The sequence below is a fragment of the Alkalinema sp. FACHB-956 genome, from assembly GCF_014697025.1.
Classification (GTDB): Bacteria; Cyanobacteriota; Cyanobacteriia; order Leptolyngbyales; family Leptolyngbyaceae; genus Alkalinema.
Map to the genome: position 1 here is coordinate 39,444 of NZ_JACJRC010000024.1, position 23,953 is coordinate 63,396.

General features: G+C 49.7%; 12 protein-coding genes, 1 tRNA gene and 1 riboswitch. Of the genes, 4 read left to right on the plus strand and 9 right to left on the minus strand.

Annotated features, from left to right (window positions below):
• Positions 1-2: 2 nt before the first annotated feature.
• From H6G21_RS20015 to H6G21_RS20030, 4 genes are all read right to left on the minus strand, one after another.
• Positions 3-1,385, minus strand: coding sequence for a hypothetical protein (locus H6G21_RS20015; protein ID WP_190575184.1), 1,383 nt, complete (start codon positions 1,383-1,385; stop codon positions 3-5).
• 32 nt (positions 1,386-1,417) lie between these two features.
• Positions 1,418-2,884, minus strand: coding sequence for a hypothetical protein (locus tag H6G21_RS20020; protein ID WP_190575185.1), 1,467 nt, complete (start codon positions 2,882-2,884; stop codon positions 1,418-1,420).
• Positions 2,885-3,134: 250 nt separating this feature from the next.
• Positions 3,135-3,206, minus strand: a tRNA-Thr gene (locus H6G21_RS20025).
• Between the two features lie 150 nt (positions 3,207-3,356).
• On the minus strand, positions 3,357-5,297 hold the full coding sequence (locus H6G21_RS20030; RefSeq protein ID WP_190575186.1) for an AAA-like domain-containing protein: 1,941 nt from the start codon (positions 5,295-5,297) through the stop codon (positions 3,357-3,359).
• A 12-nt stretch (positions 5,298-5,309) separates the two neighbouring features.
• On the opposite strand from H6G21_RS20030, the gene H6G21_RS20035 reads away from it, so the two are divergent.
• Positions 5,310-5,567: a hypothetical protein gene (locus tag H6G21_RS20035; protein WP_190575187.1), complete on the plus strand. Its 258-nt coding sequence runs from the start codon at positions 5,310-5,312 to the stop codon at positions 5,565-5,567.
• A 41-nt stretch (positions 5,568-5,608) separates the two neighbouring features.
• Here the strand turns inward: H6G21_RS20035 and H6G21_RS20040 are convergent, their stop codons facing one another.
• The 5 genes from H6G21_RS20040 to H6G21_RS20060 form a co-directional block, all read right to left on the minus strand.
• Positions 5,609-6,712 (minus strand): response regulator, encoded by a 1,104-nt coding sequence (locus H6G21_RS20040; RefSeq protein ID WP_190575188.1) that lies wholly within the window; start codon positions 6,710-6,712, stop codon positions 5,609-5,611.
• Positions 6,713-7,209: 497 nt separating this feature from the next.
• Complete coding sequence (locus tag H6G21_RS20045) at positions 7,210-9,606, minus strand: CHASE2 domain-containing protein (RefSeq protein ID WP_190575189.1); 2,397 nt, start codon at positions 9,604-9,606, stop codon at positions 7,210-7,212.
• 246 nt (positions 9,607-9,852) lie between these two features.
• Positions 9,853-10,623 (minus strand): DUF928 domain-containing protein, encoded by a 771-nt coding sequence (locus H6G21_RS20050; protein WP_190575190.1) that lies wholly within the window; start codon positions 10,621-10,623, stop codon positions 9,853-9,855.
• A gap of 706 nt (positions 10,624-11,329) precedes the next feature.
• Positions 11,330-13,597, minus strand: coding sequence for a CHAT domain-containing protein (locus H6G21_RS20055; protein ID WP_190575191.1), 2,268 nt, complete (start codon positions 13,595-13,597; stop codon positions 11,330-11,332).
• 55 nt (positions 13,598-13,652) lie between these two features.
• Positions 13,653-16,772 carry a filamentous hemagglutinin N-terminal domain-containing protein gene (locus tag H6G21_RS20060; RefSeq protein WP_190575195.1) on the minus strand — a complete coding sequence of 1,040 codons (3,120 nt, stop codon included), beginning with the start codon at positions 16,770-16,772 and terminating at the stop codon, positions 13,653-13,655.
• Positions 16,773-17,211: 439 nt separating this feature from the next.
• A riboswitch (cobalamin riboswitch) is annotated at positions 17,212-17,356 on the plus strand.
• Between the two features lie 26 nt (positions 17,357-17,382).
• Here H6G21_RS20060 and H6G21_RS20065 point away from each other — a divergent pair.
• The 3 genes from H6G21_RS20065 to H6G21_RS20075 all read left to right on the plus strand — a co-directional run bounded on the left by H6G21_RS20065 (position 17,383) and on the right by H6G21_RS20075 (position 23,850).
• Positions 17,383-18,069 carry a HupE/UreJ family protein gene (locus tag H6G21_RS20065; RefSeq protein WP_190575197.1) on the plus strand — a complete coding sequence of 229 codons (687 nt, stop codon included), beginning with the start codon at positions 17,383-17,385 and terminating at the stop codon, positions 18,067-18,069.
• Between the two features lie 1,190 nt (positions 18,070-19,259).
• Positions 19,260-20,828, plus strand: a complete 1,569-nt coding sequence (locus H6G21_RS20070; RefSeq protein WP_190575199.1) for an NF038122 family metalloprotease — start codon at positions 19,260-19,262, stop codon at positions 20,826-20,828.
• A 226-nt stretch (positions 20,829-21,054) separates the two neighbouring features.
• A complete protein-coding gene (locus H6G21_RS20075) occupies positions 21,055-23,850 on the plus strand; it encodes an S-layer family protein (RefSeq protein ID WP_190575203.1) in 2,796 nt (931 codons plus the stop codon).
• Positions 23,851-23,953: the final 103 nt, after the last annotated feature.

The following is a 23,953-nucleotide window of genomic DNA, read 5'->3' on the forward strand; positions in this document are numbered from 1 at the left end:
AATCAATCGTGGTGTTCAGACCATACCTCATAGATCACCCAGCCGATCGCGCCTACAATCAAGAGTCCTCCGAGCCAAAGGACTAATCGAATCGCCACAATCATCCCAACAATAATCAACACAAACGTGAGAGCCGTCTTCTGAGCTTTGCTGAGCGATCGTGCGGGTAAGTGTTGCCTAGGGAGAATGGTCTCTAGGGGGGATTCTGCTACAGCAAGGGTCGGCATTGTGGGGGATGGCGTAGGTTCCTGCTGGACTGCTTCCTGTTGCGCAAGTTCCTGTTGCGCGAGTTCCTGTTGCGCGAGTTCCTGTTGCGCGAGTTCCTGTTGTGCGAGTTCCTGTTGTGCGGTTTCCTGTTGCGCGGGTTCTGCCGCTGGCTTTTCCGTGACCTGCCAAATTCCTTCGATATTTGCATTCCAGCGTTGCGGCTGTACCTCCCCAAATCCTACCAAAAATAACTCCCGTACTGTTGGGACATCAGTTTGGCGGAAGTAGTAATACAATGGCAAATCATCATCCCCTCGATAGCACAAGGATTCATCGTCAGGATCTAAATAGCCCTGGGTTGTAACGATCTCGTGGAAATTCTTCTCGCCTAGGGCCTCTCTGAGTTGCCGAAAATCCTGACGATCGATTTCTGTAAGGGTAAAGTTCCACCGTGAGATCCCCATCGGAACTGGAATGGGGTGCTCCCAATCATCCTCCGTGATGTCCCCATCATAGGCACCCATCCGCCGAGTCAAATCCCAAACATTAACGCTGACTTCGATATTTTTCTGTTGTTGTGCTTGCTGTTGTTGTAATTCTTGTGTGTGTTGTTGTGATTGCTGTTGTGTGTGTGAAAGTATAGGTGGCTGGGATTTTTCACCCACTTCCACACGACACAGCACCAGCCGTAGACCGTCTTCATAGCCCGTGACAAACTTCACCCGATAATTGAAAATGCGAGTAAAGAGCATTCCTTCACCTGTGGGATTAGAATCTGCCCAAATTCGCTCACATCGACTGAGAAAATCAAAGTGATTCAAGTCCTCGGGCACGATCGAGGCAATAAACCAATCCATCGAAATCGGCACATTGACTCGACCCGGTTGAGCACCAGGATTCCATTGCAGGCGCTCAGGAGAACTGGAATACTGGGTAATCCGCTGGAAAGCGGTGAGTAATTGGGTTAAATAGGGATAGCCTTGGGTGCTAATGGCATTGACTTGCTCCATCGTGAGCGTATCCGGTGTCAGCCCTGCAACATCCAACTCAATCAGGAAAAAGCGGCGTTTTACCGAAAGCGAGACCTGGCTATCAAAATCGTATTGTTGCGCGAGGGTTACAATATCTTGCGATCGGGTTTCTAGACTTTCTAAAGCAGCTTGCGAAGGAATTTGCATAGGAAATCAAACACAGGTGGAGATAGTTCGTCTTACGTCGAGTCAGAAGAGGACTTATGCAGGGGGGCTCCACACCAATCAGCATAGTTAAAGTGGGTTGTGCCAAAACGTAGCTGAAGACAGCGCGATCGAAGTCCTTGAACTGCGGTAGTCGGTAAATTCAGCATTCCCAAAATGCGATCAAACGTGACGAGATCGCCCCTGGCCCAGAGTTGACCCAGATGACAGGATAGGCAAGCCAAAAGCTGCTGTGCCTGCGGTAAGGCAGGATCACTTCCCAGGAGGAGTAACGCCTGCTCTCGACCTGTCCAGTCGATCGCACCCGGCTCCAAAGGCCAGTAGCAATTTGGCAAAGCAGCCCAAGTCAGCAGCTCTAGATAACTGGGTGGGGTGCCATCTGCAAGGCGATCGGTTAGATCCTCTGGTGCAGCGATGGGTATTGCTGCCGCAAGCTGAATGGCAGAGTGTGGGAGGGTTTTCGTGGTTAGCAATTGATAGGATTGGCTGCCAATGCTCAACCTCAGACTGTGGGGAGCCTTCAGGTCTGCTTGCTGTAGCGTTTGCAAAGCCCTCTCAAGAATGGCCTCAATTTGTGGCCAAATGTCGGTAAAAAAGATCCAATCTAAAACTAGTAAAGATTGGCGTTGTTGCAAGCAATGCTGATGGATGATTTTCTGCAATCGATCGAGCCTGATTAAACAGGATTGAAGTTTTGGATAACTAATCAATTGATCCTGTAATTCCTGAGACAATGGTAAATTCATCAAACCAGCGAGATACAGACGATTCAGTAATTCATCCCGTCGCTGAGTTGCATTGTCCGGTGTATACAAATAGGCTCGATCGGTAAATAGTTCAAGATAATTAGCAGCCGTCTGCTCTAAATCTTGCAAAATTGGCGGAATCAGCAAGCGATGGTTGCTGGGTTGAAGGGCAGAAAATTTGTTGTTAGAGGGGATCGGTGTCCCAAATCGCGCTATCCAGTCCGCCTCAGTGATGACTTCCACCCCGGCCAAATCAGGAATCTGGCGATATTCAACCCACGATCGCGCCACCTGCATAATTTTGAGCACTGTGCTATGCACCATGAAATAGTCAGGATAATAGTTTCCTGGAACCCAACGCCAAATTAGTTCATCAAAACCTTTTGCCTGCTGGGTTTGGGCTGCTTGCTGGGTTTGGGTGTGAATTAATTCCCACAGTGACCAATCTCGATAATGATCAGCTTCATCCACCCGAATCGGCCATAGCTCTGTCTCAAACGATCGGCCAAAAGCATCGTAGGCGATCGGCGTCCAAGGTTCATGCTGTTTCAGACAATGCCAAAAATCTGGGTAGTTGGCTGCTAAAGCTTGGTTCGCCAGGACTTGAATGAACCAGGCATCGTTATAAGCTGAGCAAGACTGCCGACTGTGGCGACCCCAAAAAATAATTTGTTCTTGATGTTGTCCAATGGCCAGAGTGTAGCCATCAACTAATACGATTGCTTGTGGGTACACGTTAATCTATCTGTTCTGCAATCTATCTGTTCTGCAATGTATCTGTTCTAAATGCCCGCTCCGTTCCCTAGTAGGAGATCCTGAAGATACGATGAATTCAGCCTTGCAAGCAACCGCCTAAGGCTGTCCCATCTGGGAAATTAACGGATTGTATTGCAGCAAAACGGTATGGTTCCACCATAACCTTGTTAAAGCACAGTATCTAGTTAAAGCAAACTATATCTAGTTAAAGCAAACCATCAAATCCTAAAGCCGATGATGAGATTTGAACTCACGACCGCTCGATTACGAATCGAGTGCTCTACCACTGAGCTACATCGGCAACCAAAAAGCTGTATACCAGTGTAGCAGAAAAATAACGGATTGCAAGCCCTTGTTTAAAAAATCAGCGATGCCAAATTAAATGCATTTGTACTGCAATGATTGCCTATGGGGTGAGGACGGTGTAGAAAAGACCCCCATGATAGTAGGTTCACCTAAATAACAGTTGATAAACCACGATCGTGAGCAAAAAGAGAATGCATCCCACGAGCCACGATCGTTGTTGTTTGAGCTGTTGAATTTCTTGTAAAAGCTGGGTTTGTAGATGCTGCTGCGCCATTTGCTTCACTTCTTCGGGCACCGCATCCAGTACCGACTGAGAGACCAGCTTGTCCTTGCGATCTGCGATCTGACTGGGTGGATTCGGAACTGCAAGGGTAGAGTCCTCAGAATCAATGGGTTGAGCAAGTGCTGGTTCCACCTGTTGCAAGGAAGAACCTGACGATGGGTGTAGTGGGACAGCAACAAGTGGGACAGCAACAGTCGGTGTGGCAAGGTCTACGCTCGATTTGGATTGATCCACGATCTCATTTGAGCCGACCTCCGCTGTCCTGTCTAAGGACGCACTTTCTAGGGATGGATCTGAAATGGGATTAATTGTGGAAGAAACGATCGCATCAGAGAGCGCAATAGGCGGGGGTTCCACCTGTGCAGCGGACAGTCTGGCCACAGAGGATTGATCCATCGGCGATCGCGCAGGAGACTCAGAGGGTTGAGCAGGGGCGGTGCTGCTCTGCAACTCTAATGCATCATAGGTGGCTAACTGGGCATCTACCCAATTCAGGTTGAAAATGGCTTGGTAAATGGGATTTTTCACTTGAAGGCGGCCTTGCCGTTGCTCCACCAAGCCGGATAACAGCAGCTCTGTTAAAACGGGTTCAATGGCTCGATCGCTGGAAAAAATCACTTGCTCAAAGTCCAAAGATTTCTCTAGCGATTTTCCTAGCCAATCTGTTCCCAATCTAAGTTGTTCCGCAGGTGGCGTCGGAGAATTAACAAATTGGGTCGCTGGAGCTGGGGAAATCCCACGGGTGGAATCCAGGCTAAGGTCTGCCAACGGTCTGGATGGAGAATTCTGATTTTTGGGAGATACCTCCTCTGGTTCGTCTGGTACTGGGTTCGATTGCTCTCTGAGGAGCAACTGGCGATACAGTAAGAGGCGATCGCGCCGACCTCGGGGTTCAAATAACAGGCGATCGCGAATGGTCCGCAGGTGTTCTGGATAGTCTTGAGCTTCCCAATCCTGAAGAATATGCTTGTGGACGAGCTGTTCCACCCAAAAAGATTCGGTTCCTGGGGGTAAATTGAGCGTTCCTTGAATGGTCGATTGGCTACTCTGCATGGTGAGTTGACAGAGTTTCTGGGTCAAAAAGGGTTGCCCCGCCGTCCAATACAAGATGGCTTTGAGGACAGCCATGGGTTGGTTGACCTTCCCCACCAGCCCACAGGCAAGGGGAAACACTTCATGATCCTGAAAGCCCCGCAGTTGGATAGCTCGGCCAATGTTGAGGGGGGTCCGCTGCGGATCTCGAATCAGGGCTGCTGGTGTAGCCACGCCAAAGAGTGCCCAAGTCAGTCGCCGATACTCTGGCATCTCAGAGCGTCGATCGTAGGTGGCTCGAATTAATGCAAAAAAGTCATCCGTTGGAAAGGTCAGAGCCATGACGCTATCGACTTCGTCGATGAAAAGGACGATCGGCCCTGGGACCTGAGGCAACAAGATTTCTTCAAAAAAGGTTGCTAATCGCCGAACTAAGGATAATTCCTGATGGTTGCGCCACCAACTGCCCAACTGTACTTCAAGGCGGAAACTTTGAATGAGTGAAGCGGCAAAGGAGGCATACCATTGCTCCGGCGTTGTGGTGCGTGTACCCAGCAGGGTTAGATCCACTGCGCCACATTTGCGCCCCTGTTGTTGGAGCTGATGCATGGTGCGCACCCGCAGGCTGGATTTCCCCATTTGCCGTGCATTCAGCACATAGCTCAACTCCCCATTATTGAGCGCCATGACCAGATCCAAATCCGCTTGGCGTACCACATAGCTGGGTGAATTTTGTCGTAGACTCCCGCCGACCTGGTATGTATCGCTCACAATCAACCTCCCTTGGCTTCCCACCAGTGTATCGAGGTTCCACTGAATATTGAGCCTGAACTCAATGCTGCACTCAATACTGCACTCAATACTGAACTCGATACTGAACTCGATACAGTGGTGTTTGGAGAAAATGGCATTCTGCCAGCTCCGAACAATGAGCGAATCCCACAAGTCCGAGCAGTCCACTGCCCCATAGCCGATGACTACCGCACGATCGGGATCTGGAACAATCCTACGGGATCTCGCAGACTTTCAGATCCGTTTTAGATCATCCGTTTCAGAGTAAATTTCAGGTCAAATCAGGGTTGCTATTGCAGGGCTTGCTCCTGTTGCCAGCGATCGTAGAGGAGTCTCTCCAGATATTCCTTACGCTGGGTGACATCACGGACAATCCCTTCTACCCCTAAAATGATGCCGTTCTCATTGCGAATGGCATGCACTGATTCCGAAATCCAGATGTGAGTGCCATCGGGCCGTGCCACCTGAGATTCAAACTCTTGAACTCGCCCATATTGATAAAGATATTGTAATAATTCCCCCCAGCGAGAAGAACTGAGATAGAGGTGCTGCATTCCTTCAGCCTGGAGCAATGACTCGACATCGCGGTATCCCAATAGCGTGGCGAGCGCAGCATTCACCTGTAAAAATTTTCCTTCCGGGCTAATGCGATAGAGGCCGTCTACGGCTTGGTCAAAGAACTGACGATAGGTGGCTGAAGCGTGGAGCTGCTGTTCCACTTCTGCCCGAAATAGCAGATTCTGATCCATCATCTGTTTACGCAAGCGTTGCAGGGTGAGCTGGTGCTCGATGCGAATCAGTAATTCCTCCACTTGGATGGGCTTGGTGAGGTAATCGACCCCGCCCATGTTAAAAGCCTTGACCTTGTCGAAGGGTTCATGGATGGCGCTGACAAAAATGACCGGAATCTGTTCCGTGGTCGGATCGGCTTTGAGTCGTTCACACACCTCATACCCATCGATCGTCGGCATCATGATATCCAGCAAGATCAAATCGGGTTGGATTTGAGTGGCATGATTCAGGGCGATCGTCCCGCTAATTGCACTACACACTTCATAGCCGTGGCGAGCCAAGGTTTCCGAGAAAAATCGGAGAACCTCCGGTGTGTCATCCACCACCAAAATGGTCGCTTGAGGCTTGCCATCGTCTAAGTTAAAGCCCAGCAACCGAAAAATCTCGACCTCTGTTTGCTGTAGGGATTGATGGTGTTTTGCCCCTTGGCTACTGAGGGTTTGGTGTTGCAGGGTCAGCTGTTCCAGTTGACGGACTGTGCTGATGATATCCCCCAGGGGTGGTGTCTGGTCGGAAATTAAGCGGAGGCGATCGATCCGTTGGTGAATCAGGCGCTCTAAGTAGTAAGCGGTGATATCCGACAGCGGTAGCTTAGATGGCAAAGGAAGAACCTGACGATGAGTGGAGTGGGGCAGCATAGGTTTTAGGGAGCCGCTTGGAGTGGATGTGCAGACAACTGAGTAGTTCCTGGCACCTAGCAATGACCAGATCACCATGAACGCTGGAGACAGACTGACTTAAGTTCAGGATGTCCTCAGTTTAAAGCCAGAGAATCAGAATTCTCAATGCCTTAAGTAAAGAGATTCTGTAACTAAGTTTTATTATTGGTGAAAACAAATTTTTCTGGTTGGATCCCACGTATATCTGGCGCGATTACCTACTATTGGGAGCGATTACCTACCAGTTTGGAAATTTTTTATTTTGTAAAAGAGCAATGCAGCTTGCGTTCATGGATTTCCTGTGGACAAGCCATCTTCGGGTTTGACGCTTCCCGATACCCCCTTAGCTTGGGCCATGGGCTAGAGAGAGTGCCTTCGAGAATGAGAGAGAACATCCACCCACCTAGAAGTCGTCACGGGGCTGGAGGGAGGGACTGGAATCACCAATTCGTATCTTGGTTTTGCTTGAGCGTTGTCAGTTCAACAATTTTGTCAAACTGAAATTGACAGATGAGGGTTTCAAGGTGATGTAACAAGGCCGGATCGGGAATGGGCATTTCACCAATGAGTCGTTGACACCGCTCTGCATTGAGGCGATAGGCTGCATGATGTAACTCGGAACACCAATGGGACGGCTGCTCGGCGATCGCGCGACTGTGCTGCACGGCCTCCTGGACCTCCTCCTGCACTGCTGTGACCAGAGGACTGGATGTTGCCGCTAGCCCTCGGAGAGGATCCAAAGATTGTAATCGATCGACGGGAGACAGGCCATCGATACCCACCGGAACCGTGACTTGAAACTGGGTGCCCTGTCCCAGGGTGCTGGTCACTGTGATCTCTCCCTGCATAAGTTGCACCATTTGCCGACAGATCGCCAATCCTAACCCTGTGCCCTGCTGCGATTGTTGTCCCGATTCACTCTGGACAAAGGCTTCAAAAATCTGTTCGAGATCCGCTGCGGGGATGCCAACTCCGGTATCACTGACTTGAAAGATGAGATGGACGGTGGGGTGACTCGTAGCGGGGCGATCGGGGTGAGACTCTGACTGAGCGGATGCCTCAGCAAATGTCCCAGCAGATTGGAACACCTGCAAACTGATGGTGCCTTGGTGGGTAAATTTGACTGCGTTATTAATCAGGTTGACTAACACTTGGCGCAGCTTATTCTCATCCGCAATGACATAGCGGGGTAAATCTGGGGCATCTTTGCGGTACAGGGTCAGTCCCTTGGCCACCACTTGGGGTTCAAAGAGTTCTTCCAATCCTTGTAGGAATTGTTTGAGACTAAAGCGAGTGGGGCGAAGTACGGCGGCTCCAGCCTCTAACCGAGAGAGCTCTAGCACATCATTAATCAATCCCAGCAAGTGTTGAACACTCCGTTCGATCGTGGTGAGTCGAGATTTTTGCTCGGCATCCAGGCCGGGATCATAGTTGAGTAATTCGCTGCACCCCAAAATAATGGTCAACGGTGTGCGCAACTCATGGTTCATATTGGCTAAGAAGGCACTTTTGGCCCGATTAGCGGCTTCGGCTTGCCGTTGGGAAAGCGCTAAACTTTGATTTTTTTCCGTCAGCTCATGGGTTCGGGCGGCAACCTCTTCCTCCAGTTGCTTAGAGTAGTTCGCCAGCATTTGATGGGATCGCTTCAGTTGCTCCCAGGCGATATAGGTGCGACAGAACATCCCCGCCACCGCAAACCCGATCGCCGATCCTGCCATGGGCAGCCACCAGCCTGCTAGAAATAAGCCATAGGGGGTTCCCACTAAAACAAGGAATAAACCGGGTAAAAGAAAACCGGCTTTTGTCCAACTGCGCAGTTTCCAACCGACCCAACCCCCGCCGATGATCCAAACGATCGTCCAGAGACTATAGATCGGGTAGGGAACCCCTCGCAACGGTTGGCGGCCATCTAGGGCTGCGCTCAGGAGTTGATTGGTGACATCGGCATGGATTTCCACCCCAGCCCAGGTTGTGTCGGCTCCTTGGCTAAAGGGGGTATAGATTTGATCATTAATGCTGGGAGCCCGAGTTCCCACTAAAACCACACGATTGCGGAGGAGGTCGGGTGATACCTTGTCATCTAGGACATCAGAGAGTGACACTCGGGTCACGCCACCGGGCGATCGTTGAAAGCGACTAATGATTTGGTAACCGTCTAGGTTGGTTTGAACATAGCCACTGTCATGGGCTTCCAAACGATGAAAAATAGATTTTCCCAGTTGAATCGTTTGCCCTTTAATTGTTTTGGGCGCAATCTTTTCTTTCTCTAAGTAAATCAAGGCCAACCGCGTGCCCAAGGTTAGCTGAGGTTGTTTATGGGTGTCCAGGAAGGACAGTAACGATCGCCGCACCTTGCCATCGCCATCAATGACCAGATCGCTGGCAGCCACTTGTTTACGATCGCGCAAAATAGGGGGGGCATCAACGCCCTCTCCCAAGGGACTGCGCAAAAATCGTTGGATGCCAATCAGATTGGGCGTAGTGGAAAAGACCTGTTGCAAATTGGCATGACCAGGTTCCACCGGGAGATTGCGATAGAGATCCAAGCCGATCGCCCGTGGCTGGAGCTTGCGGATTTTTGTCAACCCCTTGGCTAGCAGCTCATCGGATAGGGGATACCCCCATCGAGAGATATCAGTTTCATCAATGGCAACAACGGTGACCCGTTGGGGATTAGGTTCTAGGGGGACGGTTTTTAGCCAGAGATCCCAAATTGCCCATTCTAAAGGCTGCAACAGTCCCGACCATTGCAGCCCTATCACGCCAGCGGATATTCCAACGATCGGTAATCCGCGCTTAAACCAAAGTCCAAGCTGCCGTTTCAGCCCTTTCCCCATAACCCGATTTGCAGCCCAATGCTGAAAGAGATACCGTTCTCAAATGACCCAATGTCTAGTGAAATACCGGGATTGCAATCCTAAATTCAGGACAAAACCCAACACAATTTTGTTGGGCTTAATTGAGAGTCCTGAGTATATCTGTTGCGTGATGGCTTTAGTGTAGCGGTTTTTTGAATTCTCGAAATCTGTCTTGCCACAGGTGACAAGTGATGTCCGGTAAGCAGGCCGAGAGAACGTACAGGATCAGTGAGAAGTCGATACATTAGCAGCGTCTGACCTGTTAGAGGAAATAGGTGACAGCAAAGTGGGAGTGGAGGGAGTGGATAGGCTGGATTGCTGAGCTGGCTCAGCGGGCATGAGGCGCTGGCTGGGCTGTGCAATGGTTTGAGATTGGCCTTGTAGAACTGACCACCGGCTCATTGCATCTAGCCAAAAGCCTTCTTTCGCGAGCTGTTGAATCACATCTAACTCTGTGCTGGCAGACTGGACAGCAGGAATCTTGAAGGGCATGGGGGTATGGTGCACTGTGGTCTGCACCGTGAGATCGCGGGTGCGATCGCGGGTATCGCATACTAGGGCTACAGTCCAAGTATATTTTTGTCCCAGTTGGAGACTGGGAGCCGCTTGAGGATAGGAAATAGACACCCACCCTTTCTGTTGAGGAACGGCAAGCAGCGACTGATAAATTTCTTCGCCCTGGCTACCCACAATGCTGAATTCAATCTGCTGGGGATGGCTGCTGGGCATATAAACCCAGAGATCTGGCCGCGAACTTGCGGTCAAACTTTCCTGGTTACGGGGTTGCATAACGCCAAAGGGAGCCTGAGCTTGGCGTAATTCATGGCCACAGAACACAGGTCGGGTTCCACCGCTGCCGGTGCCAGTGGGGGTACTAGGCGGGTCAGTAAAGTCGAGTTCGGGGTGAGCGATCGCGGAGGGGGCTAGCGCTCCTGTTGCTAATAAGCATGGTAGCAGAACTCGGAATATGGCAGTGGGTGTTGTATTTATCTTCATAAAGAAAGCACAGATTCATTTCAGGAAGAATTCACCACAGTTCCGTGGGAACCGGAGCAAGCGGACGGGGAAAGGGGGATTGCATGACCTGGACAAAGGCAGATTCCCTGGATTGACCTTTTGCGACGGTCTAGGAACAAGACTGTCTATCGGTCCGGTGCTGCCAAGCGTTTGACAGGCAATTGGGAAATTCAGATCTCAGCACGCTGATGGGGGTTATCCATCGTTGATCCACTAGTGGCGAACATCCATAATTGGACGGGCCCATGATTTGAGTGGATTCATGATTGGATGGGCTAGGGAGTGAGGTATGAATATACTGACTTTTCCCGAATCTCAACTTAGGTTAACTAGCGCAGTTGAAGTCACTAGCCTTTGTTCAATCACCGACCTTAGTCATCGATCTCCCTAGTAATAGATCTCCCTGACAGACACCCCATATCCGCTGAAACTCAATGTGTCTTTACGGAAAGAGATTGGTAAACAAGTTTGTTTGTGGGTTATTGACGGGTCACAAGGGGGCACAAGGTGTGAGCTGACACAGGTGAGCTGACACGAGTGAGCCAACATGGGTGAGCCAATATTTACCCAGTGAGATAAATACGGGATCAGTCTATGTATTAATTAGGACATCGACTATCCGATTTTGTCCGTATAAGTCATTGAAAGTTTACTGAAAAAATATATTTGAAGAATAAAATTATAGTTATTGCCAATTGCCAACAAGGGTAAAGGCTGCCCAATAGTAGGGATGGTTGTAGAGATCTTGCTTTAGTAGCGCTAGCTGGGCTTGGCGAACGGCTTCTGCCCGAGACAAGTGGGCCTGTTGTAGGGCTCGGTAAAAATGTTCCATGAACTGAGCAGTCGATCGATCGTTCACCGTCCAGAGGGAGGCGAGGGTGCTTCTTGCGCCCGATCTCACAGCGATCCCCGCTAATCCCAGAACGGCTCGACGATCGCCCTGGGCCGTTTCACAGGCGCTGAGCACGAGCAACTCGAGGGGTCTTAAGTTTTTGAGTTCTCGCTTGCGCAGGGATCGGTCTAAATCTTCTAACCGGAGCGGGCCATCCACTGCTAATAGATAGGTATCCTCCGATCGAGAACTGAATTGGCCATGGCTAGCTAAATGCAAAATTGAAATGGGTTGGGTTTCCAGTAAGGTCTGAATTTGTTGCTTGGTAAAGGATTGATCCAACAGGATTTGGGAACGGGTAATCCGCTGGATTTGTTCTAGTTCGGCTTGCACACCGGGAAGCGGGGTGTAATTTTGAGCACCTTGACTGAGCCCTGCAGCTAAAACTTGTCCACGATCGGAAGGGCTTGGGGGGGCTGCTAAGACCTTGAGGGTGGGGGTGACTCCAATGCCAAACTGTTCAATTAAGTACTGTTTCCCATCATGGAGGGCTGCCATTGGTACATTTCGCAAAGCCCCATCGGGCACAAAGATGAGGGTTTTGATGTTGTGTTGGTTAAGATGACGAAGGGCCGGTTGAATCAGCCATTGATGCAGGTTTTTAGCAACCGTTAGGCGCTCTTGACGGAAGGAAGTCGATCGCATGGATTGTCGGAAGCGATCGAGGGTGGCTTCAATGTGAGCCTGCGGGAGTACGGTACTGTAGTGCTGTAGCGGTTGCCCAGGAATGGAAACAATGACGGTTAGGCGGTTAGACAGGATAATCGGATAAATAATGGCTGCTTGAGGATCCACACTATCGACGGTGGTGGCCTTGAAATCGAGGCAAGCTTCCCGGAAGTAATCGGTCAATTCGGCGAGTTGGAGAGACTCAATGACCTGTTGTGCCTCGTGGAGGAAGTCTTCCTCTTGAGCCCAATCTACACGGTTGCTAGAACCTAGACCTTTGGCTTTATCCTGCTCTGCCGCATCGATCAATAGTTCCACCAACTCGCGATAGACGGGTTCAACCTGATCTCGAAAGGAGAATTGCACCTCGGTATCGATCGCGGCTAGATCTTGTCGGATGGTTTGTAAACTTTGAATGGCCGATCGGTAGTAACCGATCGCCTCCCGTCGATCGTTCTGTGTCCGTCGAATCCGCCCCATCTGCCATTGCCATTGGTAGATCAAATCGGGGGCATTCAGCTGTTCTGCCAATTCCAACGCTTTCTCAGTCAGTTGTTGGGCGTGGTGCCACTGCCCTTGGGCTTCATACAAGCCGCTGAGTCGTCCCAGCCCAATGGATTCCGCCCGTAGATCATGGGCCGATCGCGCTTTTTGAATTGCGGTTGCTAACAAATGAACGAGTGAAGGGGCTTGATCTGTCGGAGCCCGTTGGGCTGTGATGGCGGGAACCCAGGCCGATGATTGCCAAGCATGTAGGATATCTGCCAGTTCTAAACGGGCATAAATCCCGAGGGATGATTGATCCGCTTGGGGCAGTTCGGCCTGGATTTGTGCGAGATAGGTCTGGCCTGTATCCCACTGTTGTTGCTCCAACACCAACCGGAGCGATCGTAATAGCGCTGGCAAACGCACTGGACTGTCCCCACGACTTGCAGTTCGGTATAGCGTCAAGGCATCGCTGCGTTTTTGCTGAGCGGCGAGGGTGTTGGCTAGATGAAAGCTCGCTAAGGCCATGGCCTGGGACTGGTGGGGTAGACGTTGGGCGATCGCCAAGGCTTGTTCGAGCACTGTCTGGGAGGTTTGGCGATCGCCCATCACCCGCAAGACATTGCCCAAGTGCAGTAAGCTCAGCAACTTGTCGTAGGAATCCGGTTGATTAGCCAGCTGAGTTTGGGCTTGTTCTAGCAGTTGTTTGGCGCGTCGATAATACCCTTGTCTTTGTAGGGTGTTGACCTGGGCGATCGTGGTTTGTAGGGTGGAGGCATGGGGGGGAGCAGGTACAGTCTGTAAAGACTGGGTGGGGAATGGCGCATTCACGGCAGCACTGGCCTGGAAAGAACTGGCCAGTAAGATCATTCCAACCACACCGCAGGGGATTAATCTAAAATGCATCGTTTTCTGCCGCTTTACTACCAAATAAAAAGGGGGAATTCCTGCCAGTGCAAGCTTAAGAAGACGGTACCCGTGCGGCTTCAGTGGGTCTGCCGCAATGGACAGGGGGAACACCCATGACTTGGCGACTGGCCAGTAGGGAGAGACTGCCATCGGGATTCCACTGCCATCGATCGGCTTCGATCGGGTGACTATCCAAAGCGCCATTGCCCGTCCAGTTAGGAGTGAAATCGCGATCGCCACTCGGTGACAGATTGTGACTGGGGGGAATGTTGAGTACTTCCTGGGGACTCGGCGGTAATCCACCGCGACCGGTGACCACAAAGCGATTGGCCTGTCGCAGTTGAGAGCACACGGGATCAATTTGATGGGAAAGATCTAGAAGATCCGCAGGGAGTTCGTTCACGCTTTTGCTGGGATCAATCTCAGGACTGTTAATCGTGACAATACCATCAATCCCAAATTCAGAACTGGCTGTAATGTCGCTGAAGGGGATCGGGCGGGGTTGAAAACTTAATCCATACAAGCCTCGGGTCGTAATTTGGATATTGCCACCCCGTTCTCGCAGGGCTCTTGCGGTAATGTCGCTATTTTCATCCGGTAAGGCAATGATGAAACCAGCCTCTACTTTAATGTTGCCACCGTTGCCCTTATCGAAGGCGCGAGCCGTAATTTGGCTCCCCTGGCGCATCACCAACAGGTCTTGAACGTTCAGATCGATCGTAGCGCCAGTGCCTTGGGCGGTCACAGCAATCAGAGTCCCGTTCGAGAGGGTAAAGTTGTTGGCTGCGATCGCCAATTTCCCTCCATTGCCTGCGGTGGTACTAGAGAGCAATAGACTATCCTGAACCTTAAGATGATCAGCCGTAACATCCAGTTGGCCACTATTTCCCGATGCCCAACTGCTGACGGAGATCAGTGCATCTTGGCTAATGTCAATTTGGGGGGATTTAAGGGATAGATTGCCCCCTGCGCCTTGGGCATAGGAGCTAGCGAACAAGCCCGTTTGCTGTTCTGAGAGTTGAAAGATTTGTTGGGCAGTAATTCGCAGATCTCCCTCCGGTCGTTGCACAAGAATGGCAGCGCCTTGAGGTGGGTTCGGAGGGTTCACTGTTGGTGGAATAAACACCAAATTTCCTTTGGTCACTCCGTCTAGTAAGAGTTGGAGGGTTGGTGCGATTTGCCCTGTCCCTTCAAAGACAGCCTGTTCTGAGGCATCAATGGAGATATCGCCTGCTTGGCCTCGACCGAAGGTGGTTGTGCGAATACGCCCCCCTGACTGGGCCGTAAAGATACGGCTACTGATGATGATGTCTCCGCCCCGTTGTCCGGTAGTACTCGCATCTAATTTGGCAAAGTCAGTTACGCGAAAGTGATCCGTCGTAATCGCGATCGTGCCTCCCTGGGCCGCTGCGGACGTGGTATTCGTAAAAAATCCGCCGCCGGACCCTGAGACCACAACCATCTCTCGACTGTTAACACTAATGTTGCCCGATCGATCTTGACCTGAAGTAGAAGCAGCGACTACCGCACTATCGGTCACCCAAAGCTGACGACTATTGAGATTGATATTTCCCCCTCTCCCTCCCACAGAGCGAGCCGTTACCGTTGTGGGACTCGTGCGATCGGGCGACATTCCATTTAAAACAATTCTATCGGTTGCATTGATAGTCAGGTTGCCACCTTCCAATTGGTTCGTACTGCTGGTACTCAACCGGGCCCCTTGGAGTAGCGTCAACTGCCCAGTGTTAATTTCTAGCTCACCCGCTTTCCCGCCTCCCAAGCCGGTTGTGGAAATACTGGTCGTGACCCCCGGTACATCTGATAGCGGAAATTGAATGAGATCACTGCCTACCACATCCACTCGATCGCGCGCATGAATGGTTAACTTGCCACTGCTCCCTGAATTGAGAGTCGTTGTTGAAACAAAACTATTTGTCTGTAAAGTCAAGCGATCGGTATTAATGGTCAGAGAACTACTATCACTGGGGCTATGAATCGCAGTCAGACTTGAAATCAGTCCCTGATCTAATGTGATGTCTGACGCATTAATAGTTAAGCTACTTGGTAATCCTACTCCTGCTGTAATGTTAGTAATGTAAGCTCCATTTAACAAAGTTAAATTTTCTGTATTTAGGATAATTCGTCCTGTTGTTCCAGAATTGAGCGAAATTGTAGCAATAATATTATTGGCCTTAGTAATATCTAAGGTTCCTGTGGCAAGTGCCTGCAAGGTCTGAGCGTGATTCCCAGTTCCCAGAATTTCAATGGTATCCCTGGCGTTAATGGTCAGATCACCCCCGGCAACAGCTCCTAAATTCAAGGAGAGAATTCGAGCATTGTTGGCCATCTGGAACGATTGTCCCTGAATCTGAATGGCTCCCGAAGGATTTCCAGAAGTATTAATTGTGGCTCCGTCTAAGAGCTGGATTTTTCCTAAGGTGGAAACATTGGGATAACTCAGCGCTAAGCCCCTTAAATTAGGGGTGATTGTAACTTGTCCAGCAGCCTGAACACTTCCCAATTCGACCCGTCCACTGGGCGCGAACAAGTTCCCTCCCCGTACCAGCACATCTCCGCCCACTAAGGCTAGCGTTTGTCCCGGTGCAACGGCTAAGGCAGGAGATTGCTGCACAATGGTGCCAGGAGCGGAGCCAAATTGTAGTCCCAGGGGCAGATTAATGGCTAGTAAGGGGGGAGCTTGAGGATTCGTAGCACTAAATTCCCCTCCATCACTAAACTGATACCCCTTTGCGGTGGTGGCTACAAACGCCCCCCCGATCGCCAACCGAGCATTCTGTCCAAAGGTAATGCCGTTGGGATTGAGGAAAAAAAGATTGGCATTGCCATTGGCTGTGAGAACGCCATCAATTTGGGAGGGAAGTTGGCCCGTCACCCGTGTAATGATATTTTGAGTCAGGGTTGGATCAACTTGGAAATTAGCAACCTGTCCCCTCGGCACTGAGAAGCGCTCAAAACTGTGGAAAAGGTTGCCTCCCCGCTGAGTTCCGCCTGTAATTTGGAAAGTCGTTGCCTGTTGCTGAACTTGGGTGGTGGTGGGTAGCGTATTATCTGGCACGATCGGAACGGTTTGCGCGATCGCACGGGGACTGCTGACAACACTGAGCAGTCCTAGGATGGCCAAAAGCCCAAAGTGGCTCGATTGGAACTGCATGGCTAAGTCGCTCCATCAACGAGAGAAGGCATCCTCCCCCCGTCTTGACCTGTGATTGTGGAAGGCAGAGACCTGCTGAAGCGATTGGGCACAGATCTAACCAGTAGCCATCCAACCAGTAGCCACAGACTTGTCAAAATGGGCACTGGATACCCATTCCACCAAGAAACTATTGTCAGGTTCATAGATTGAGAAGAAGGGGCAATAGGCAAGCAAATAAGAACCCAGGGAAGCACACAATTGTCTGTTCCCGTAGTTTCGCTTGAAACCGGATATTTTGGGGCAAAATCCCTTTAATTTTTGATGAATTTTTCAGAAATAATCCAATACACTGCCTATAGAGATTACATGCTATGGCCTTGCTCAACAGTCCGGGGATCACCGACCCAACGGCCTCATTAAGATCCCCCCCAAATCCAAAGAATTCTGCCTGGAAGCATGATATTGTGCTTCAGTCGGTTCTGTCGGAGAACAGCCGCCAGAGGTAACGGGGAAAGCTTGGTGCAAGTCCAGCGCTGTCCCGCAACTGTAATGAGACGTTTCGTCTCTGAGCCAGGATGCCCACCGATGTTTATTCCTATTTTCAAGATCTGCGAGGTACAGAAAGAGAATGACCCAGTTGAAAGTTTCTAGAAATCGATCCTTGCTCCCATCGTTTACGGTTCTCAGTCTCTTGACCGGGGCCTTACTGTTGAAAGCGACTCCATCCCTAGCGCACCATGCGATGGGAGGGAACTTACCGACAACTTGGTTCCAAGGGTTGATGTCGGGCCTTGCCCATCCTATTATTGGCCCTGATCATTTTGCTTTTATCGTCGCGGTAGGACTTCTGGCCGCAATTAAGCGGCAAGGTCTGTGGTTGCCTGTTGCCTTTGTCGTGGCCGCGATGCTGGGAACGGGGCTGCACCTGACTCAATTCAATTTACCTGGGGTGGAACTCTTTGTTTCTGGCTCGATCGTCCTTTTTGGGGCGTTGCTAGTCATGAAAAAGTCCCCGAATACAGGGCTTGTGGCTGTTCTGACTGCGATCGCAGGATTGTTCCACGGCTATGCCTACGGAGAAGCCATTTTTGGAGCAGAAACCACTCCATTCTTTGCCTATTTAGCTGGCTTCACGATGATTCAGCTCGTGATCTCAATTGCAACCTTTTGGATCAGCCATGTAATGATTCTGGGCCGAAACCCTGAAGGGGGGGCTGTCCAATTCCATTCAGCTGGCTTTGTGATCTTAGGAATGGGGCTTGCATTTCTAATTTCACAAGTGATGAGTCTTCTCTTCCCATTCGCTGCGGCTTAGTCGTGCATTAGACAACGAAGTGATACTTTTGGGCTCCTAGTTCAGACCAGATTGATCGTCTGTGCTGAATTAGGAGTCTTTTATTTATTATTTTGTATTGAAAATTAATTGAAATCATCTTAACGAAGTAATGGTTCTTTCGATATTCAAGAAAACTACTTCAAGATTCATAGTTAAAATTTACAAAATTATAATTTCTCCGACTTAATTCATCGTTGTAAATTGAGGTCGATCGACTGTTTCATATCAGCAGCATTTCTAATTTTATTTTCTTCATTGATCAAAATTTCAAGCAAGAGAATTTGATTGTCTCTAGAGAATTTTATTATCGCAGTCTACGGATGTCAGGCAACTATTCAGGCTTCACTGTCTGCATCTGCCTCGTCGGCCTCGTCGGCTCAATTGAGTCAGTTCTACTCAGCGAGATTAATTCCGTAAAATCAACGCTTTCGCCACGGATTTCTTTATTTTAGGATCGTTTTATATCGATCGCTTCAGACCATACGCTTCAGATCATCGTCAGTTAGATCAACGGGGTTCAGCAAGACCGTAAAAACACTGATTACGATTAGCACTATTAAACTATAAACCTAATATATTTAGCTTCTGGATAAAAAATGTTAAAACAAGTTGTTGGCACTTGATAAATCTGGTCTCTCAAAGTAAGTCGGGAAAAAGAGCAAATATTTCCTGTAGAACCTAGAAAATCAGAACAATATCAATCGAGAAGAGCGGCTTAAGCGTGATTGGCACTCTCTGGTATGCAAGTTAAAAAATGCTCGATATCCTGTCTGAAAAGGTTGCTTCATCAAAGATTTACGAATTTTGCTTAATTATTAGCCAACTTTTCATAATTGACTTGTGTAATATTTCTCTTGGTAAATCGCTGAAACTGGCTTCAAACTAGGTTTTTAAGATGAATATTGATCGATGGCGAAGTTCCTGTTTTTGAGTGGTGTGGCATGCTTATATTATTTAAGCGTTTAATAGAATTAGATTTAGATTAGGTGTACCACTCGCGCGATCGAAGAACTTAATTTTTTGAGGTTATTTGAGATGCTTCTACTGATGGCCTCTACTCATGTGGTCTCGACCCATTTTTGAATAACCCTATTGACGTGGATCCAATCCGTTGATGGGGCGTGTATCTATCTTTCATGTCCTGCTGAAATTTGCACTGAAAATACCCCATGCAACTAAACTTTACCTTTGACCCGGGCACATCCCTGCAGCAAATGATTGGTATAGAAACTGCTGGCAGGATTTGGTCACAGTATTTAACTGATAACGTCAGTGTCAATATCCATGTCGGTGTTTCCAGTAGTTTGCCGGCCTCTGTGATTGGGGGTGCATTACCTGCAATCAGTGCCAAAACCTCCTACTCTAGTGTTCGCAATGCGATGGCAGTCGATCGGCGATCCGCCGATGACTATACTGCTTTTTTCAACCTTTCCTCAGGGAGCAATCAAACAGCGAATTTTGACTGGATGACCACGGACTGGGTGCCAGTGTCCCAACAGCTCAGTACCCAACGCGGTATCAGTACCCTGAATTTGACCAATGCGAATGCCAAAGCTCTAGGGTTATCCACTAACGGGGCTGCCTTGGATGGCTATATTCTCTTGAGGGCAAGTGCGCCATGGAGCTATGACTTTACCCGGAGTACAACGCCCTCAAGCAGTCAGGTCGATTTCCTGAGCACCGCTCTGCACGAAATTGGTCACATCTTGGGATTCGTGAGTGGAGTAGATGATCCCATCTGGACGACAAATGCCCATAACGCCTACAAAGCAGGGCAGTTGCACACTACCTACAACAACATTATTGCTAATCGCACCCAAAACGCTACGCCTCTTGACCTATTCCGGTTTAATTACAGCAAGAGTAGCTTCTTCCCCGATTTGTCCTACGGACAGATTGGAGGCCGCAAGGGATTTTCGATCGATGATGGTCTGACCTTTATTCAAGAGCTATCCAGTGGAGACAATGTCAGTTTGTCTGGAGATGGTCAGCAGGCCAGCCATTGGACTCGTGGGACGAATGCCATCATGGCTCCAACAATTTCGCTGGGGCAACGGATGAATATTAGCAACATCGATTTGCGCGCCATGGATGTGATGGGTTGGGATCTCGCTACAGCTGGCATTAACACCACCATCAACCTCTCAAGCTTGCAAACCCAAGCTAGGCAATCACTGGCTGCTCGGCTGGGGCAAACCGTGACATGGTTAGATGCCAATCAGTCAACCGCTGCTCAGCAGCTCAGTCAGAATCGCTCCCAAGATATCGTTCAAATGATTGCTAGAAGCGTAATCTACAGATGGGGCGGTGATGGAGATGGTTGGTGGCAAACCGTTGTTGGGCTATTGAGCAACTTGGGTTTATTCTCAACGTTAGACAACCAGACGAATCTATCTACAACCTCAGTTTTGGATCCTAATTCAACTACCGGCCTCTCTGGTAGTTCTATAGTTCCATCGTATTTCGCTCCTAATGTAACTGTGGATTTTGGTCAACGAAATTTGACCACGGTATCAGCACCCAGTGAGACTAATCTTGCTGTGACATCCACTGTAACAATCATCCCTACCATTCAAGTTAATCTTCTTTCGGTAAATAATCTGAGTAATTACTACGAGAGCCAAGTGAACTCGTTGATTGAACCACAAGCCAATCAATTTCTGCGAGCTGTTCAAGCAAACGTTCCAGGGGCGATTGAGCAACCCAACTGGGGAGGCGATGGTGATGGTTGGTGGTAGTAGAGCGGTTCAACAGTTGATAGTAATTTTTGGCAACGATTCATTGGGAATCTGGGGTAGCTAGTCAGACTATATGTTGACTATTTTTTAAGGCATCCTAAAGAATAAATCATGGGCAAGATTCTACAAGTTTAGATCTGGTCTTCATGGATGAGTGTCTTTGGATCTGACTCGCTGATATTGGTTTTCCTTCGAATTCGATCTTTTTTGTCATCCCAAATTCCTTATGCAAGTACCTATTTGGTTTCCTAAATATTTCTGGAAATCCCTGGTTTTTCCCATGGCGTTGGGTGCTTGGATGCAGATGGGAACATCTGGTTGGGCACAGGTGATTCCAGATAACAGCTTGCCCGTCAATTCGATTGTGCCGGGAGGGTGTATCACCTGTACGATTACGGGGGGAACCCAAGCGGGCAGTAATCTGTTCCACAGTTTTACTCAGTTTTCTGTGCCAACGGGGGGCTCTGCTTTTTTCGATAATGCGCCGACCGTTAACAACATCTTTGCCCGAGTGACCGGTTCGACGGCTTCCACGATCGATGGCATTTTAAAAGCTAATGGGAGCGCTAATTTATTTTTGATTAATCCCAACGGCCTAACCTTTGGCAGTGGTGCAACTTTACAGTTGGGAGGCTCCTTTGTTGGGAGTACTGCTGCTAGTATCCGCTTCCAAGATGGTACAGAATTTAGTGCCCTAGCTCCCCAGGTAAAACCTTTATTGACCATCAGTGCTCCCGTTGGGCTGCAATCTGGAGCCAGTCCAGGCCCAATTCAGGTTAACGGCTCAGGAAATAATCTCAAACTGGGCAGTAGCTTTTCCATTAATCGCAGTGCGCGTCCAACAGGTCTGGCTGTTCAACCGGGGCAAACCCTAGCACTTCTGGGTGGGGATGTCACACTCCAAGGTGGTAATCTAACTTCTGATCGGGGGCGTATTGAAATTGGTAGTGTGCAAGGCAACCAATTTGTCAGTCTCACTCCGACTAATCCTGGATGGATGCTGGGATACGAGAGTGCTTCTGCCTTTGGCGATATTCGATTACTCCAAGCTGCTTCGATCGATACCAGCAGCACCAGTGCAGGCAATGGAGCAATTAAGATTCAAGGGCGATCGCTCCAAATTCGCGATGGCTCCGCTTTGCTAGGCATTACCCTAAACAACGGCAAAGGCCAGCCCATTACCATTAACACAACGGATAGGATCCAAGTCTTGGGTTCCCAAGGCCAAACAGCGAGTACGTTGTTTCCCAGCATGATTTTGACCGATCCTGGATTAAATGCAACTGCAACCACCCAAGGAGGCAGCATTAATCTCACAACTGGTACCCTCGAAGCGATCGGGGGTGGGTTTATTTCAGCATCTACCCTGGCTGCCGGGGCAGCGGGGAACATTACGGTTCAAGCCAGACAAGTTAATCTGAAAGGAGAAATTCCTGCGGTCAGTGTTCAAAGTGGCCTCTTTTCCCAGGTATTGAATCGAACTGCTCGAGGCAATGCAGGAACAATCAGCATTGCCACCGATACGTTGAATGTCAGCGATGGTGCTCAAGTTTTTGCGAGTACCGCTGGATTGGGGCAAGGGGGGATACTGAACGTTAAAGCATCCAGCGTTAACTTGAGTGGTACTGGAGTCAATCGTCCGAGTGGTCTATTGGCCAGTGGAGCTGGTGGGAATGGAGGGCCTATCACCGTAGAAACGGGTCAATTAACGATCACGGGTGGTGCCCAGATCAATTCCTCCACCATTGGGCCTGGTCGCGGGGGAGAGATTTTTCTTCAAGCCACTGATACCAGGATTACGGGGGGGGCAACAATTGGCCCCAGTGGTGTCTTTTCAACCGTTAGTGGTCGAGGTAGTGGCAAAGGCGGACAAATTACGATCTCGGGCGATCGCCTGTTTTTGGGGGATGGAGCTCAGATTGCCACTGCAACAGGCTGGGTCGGGGACGCTGGCGATATCCTAATCAATGTTGGACAAGTTGAGTTGGCTGGACAAGATCCGGCGCGGGTTGGGGGACTGATTTCAACTTCCGTCTTGCAACCCCCGCCCCCTAATATTGTCACACCGCTTCCAGCAACGACTGGGGCTGGTGGTACCATTACGCTGAATGTCGATCGCTTGGTGGTGCGCAATGGGGCTGTGATTAATGTCAGTAACTTTCCAACCAGTACACAATCTACAGCTCGCCCCGGCAATGGCCCCGTGGGCAATATCCAAATCCAAGCGAATTCAATTTTGCTCAATAATGGGGGTACCCTGAATGCAGCCAGTCGTGGCGGCGATCGGGGAAACATTGTGATCAACAGCAGCAATAATGTGACTCTTCGGAACCGTAGCTTAATTACCACCAATGCAACGGGCAGTGCAACAGGGGGAAATATTTTAATTAGCACTCCATTCCTAGTGGGGCCAGCGTTAGAAAATAGCGATATTACTGCGAATGCCTCGAGTAACTTTGGGGGACGTATCGAAATTAATGCTCAAAACGTTTTGGGTCTCCGTCCCTCGTTGCAACTGACGCCGCAGAGCGATATCACCGCCATCTCGAACTTAGGTTTGCAGTTTAATGGGGAAGTCGTCATTAACAACCTTCAGGCAGACCCTGATTCTGGGACTCCGCCCTTAGCCACTGACTTGCTTGATCAAGCCCAAAAAATTACGCAAACCTGCGGCTTCAGCCGGAATAGTCGTTTTGTCATAACGGGCCGTGGCGGAATGCCCTTGCAACCCACCGAGCAAGTATCGTTCCCACTCATTTGGCAAGATCTCCAAGACTTTGAACCTCAGAATATCGCTACAACTACCCAGGTTCCCACTTGGACACAGCCTATCCGATCGGCTCAAGCCACGGCTCCCCCTACTAGTCAGCCACACACACGCTCTTCAGGTGCTACGACGTTGATGCAAGCGGTGGGATGGGTTCGAAATGCCCAAGGTCAAGTGCAGTTAGTGGCTCCAACACCCGACGATCCCGCCCCCCTGGCGACTGCTCTACCCTTTACTTGCGCCATGAGTCCATAGCGGATTGAGAGAATCATGATGTTGTTTTGCTCCAAAAAGTGTTCACGTCTCTTAAGGCGCTGGTTATCCGGTAGTCTGGGCTTGCTGACTTTAAGTACGGTTC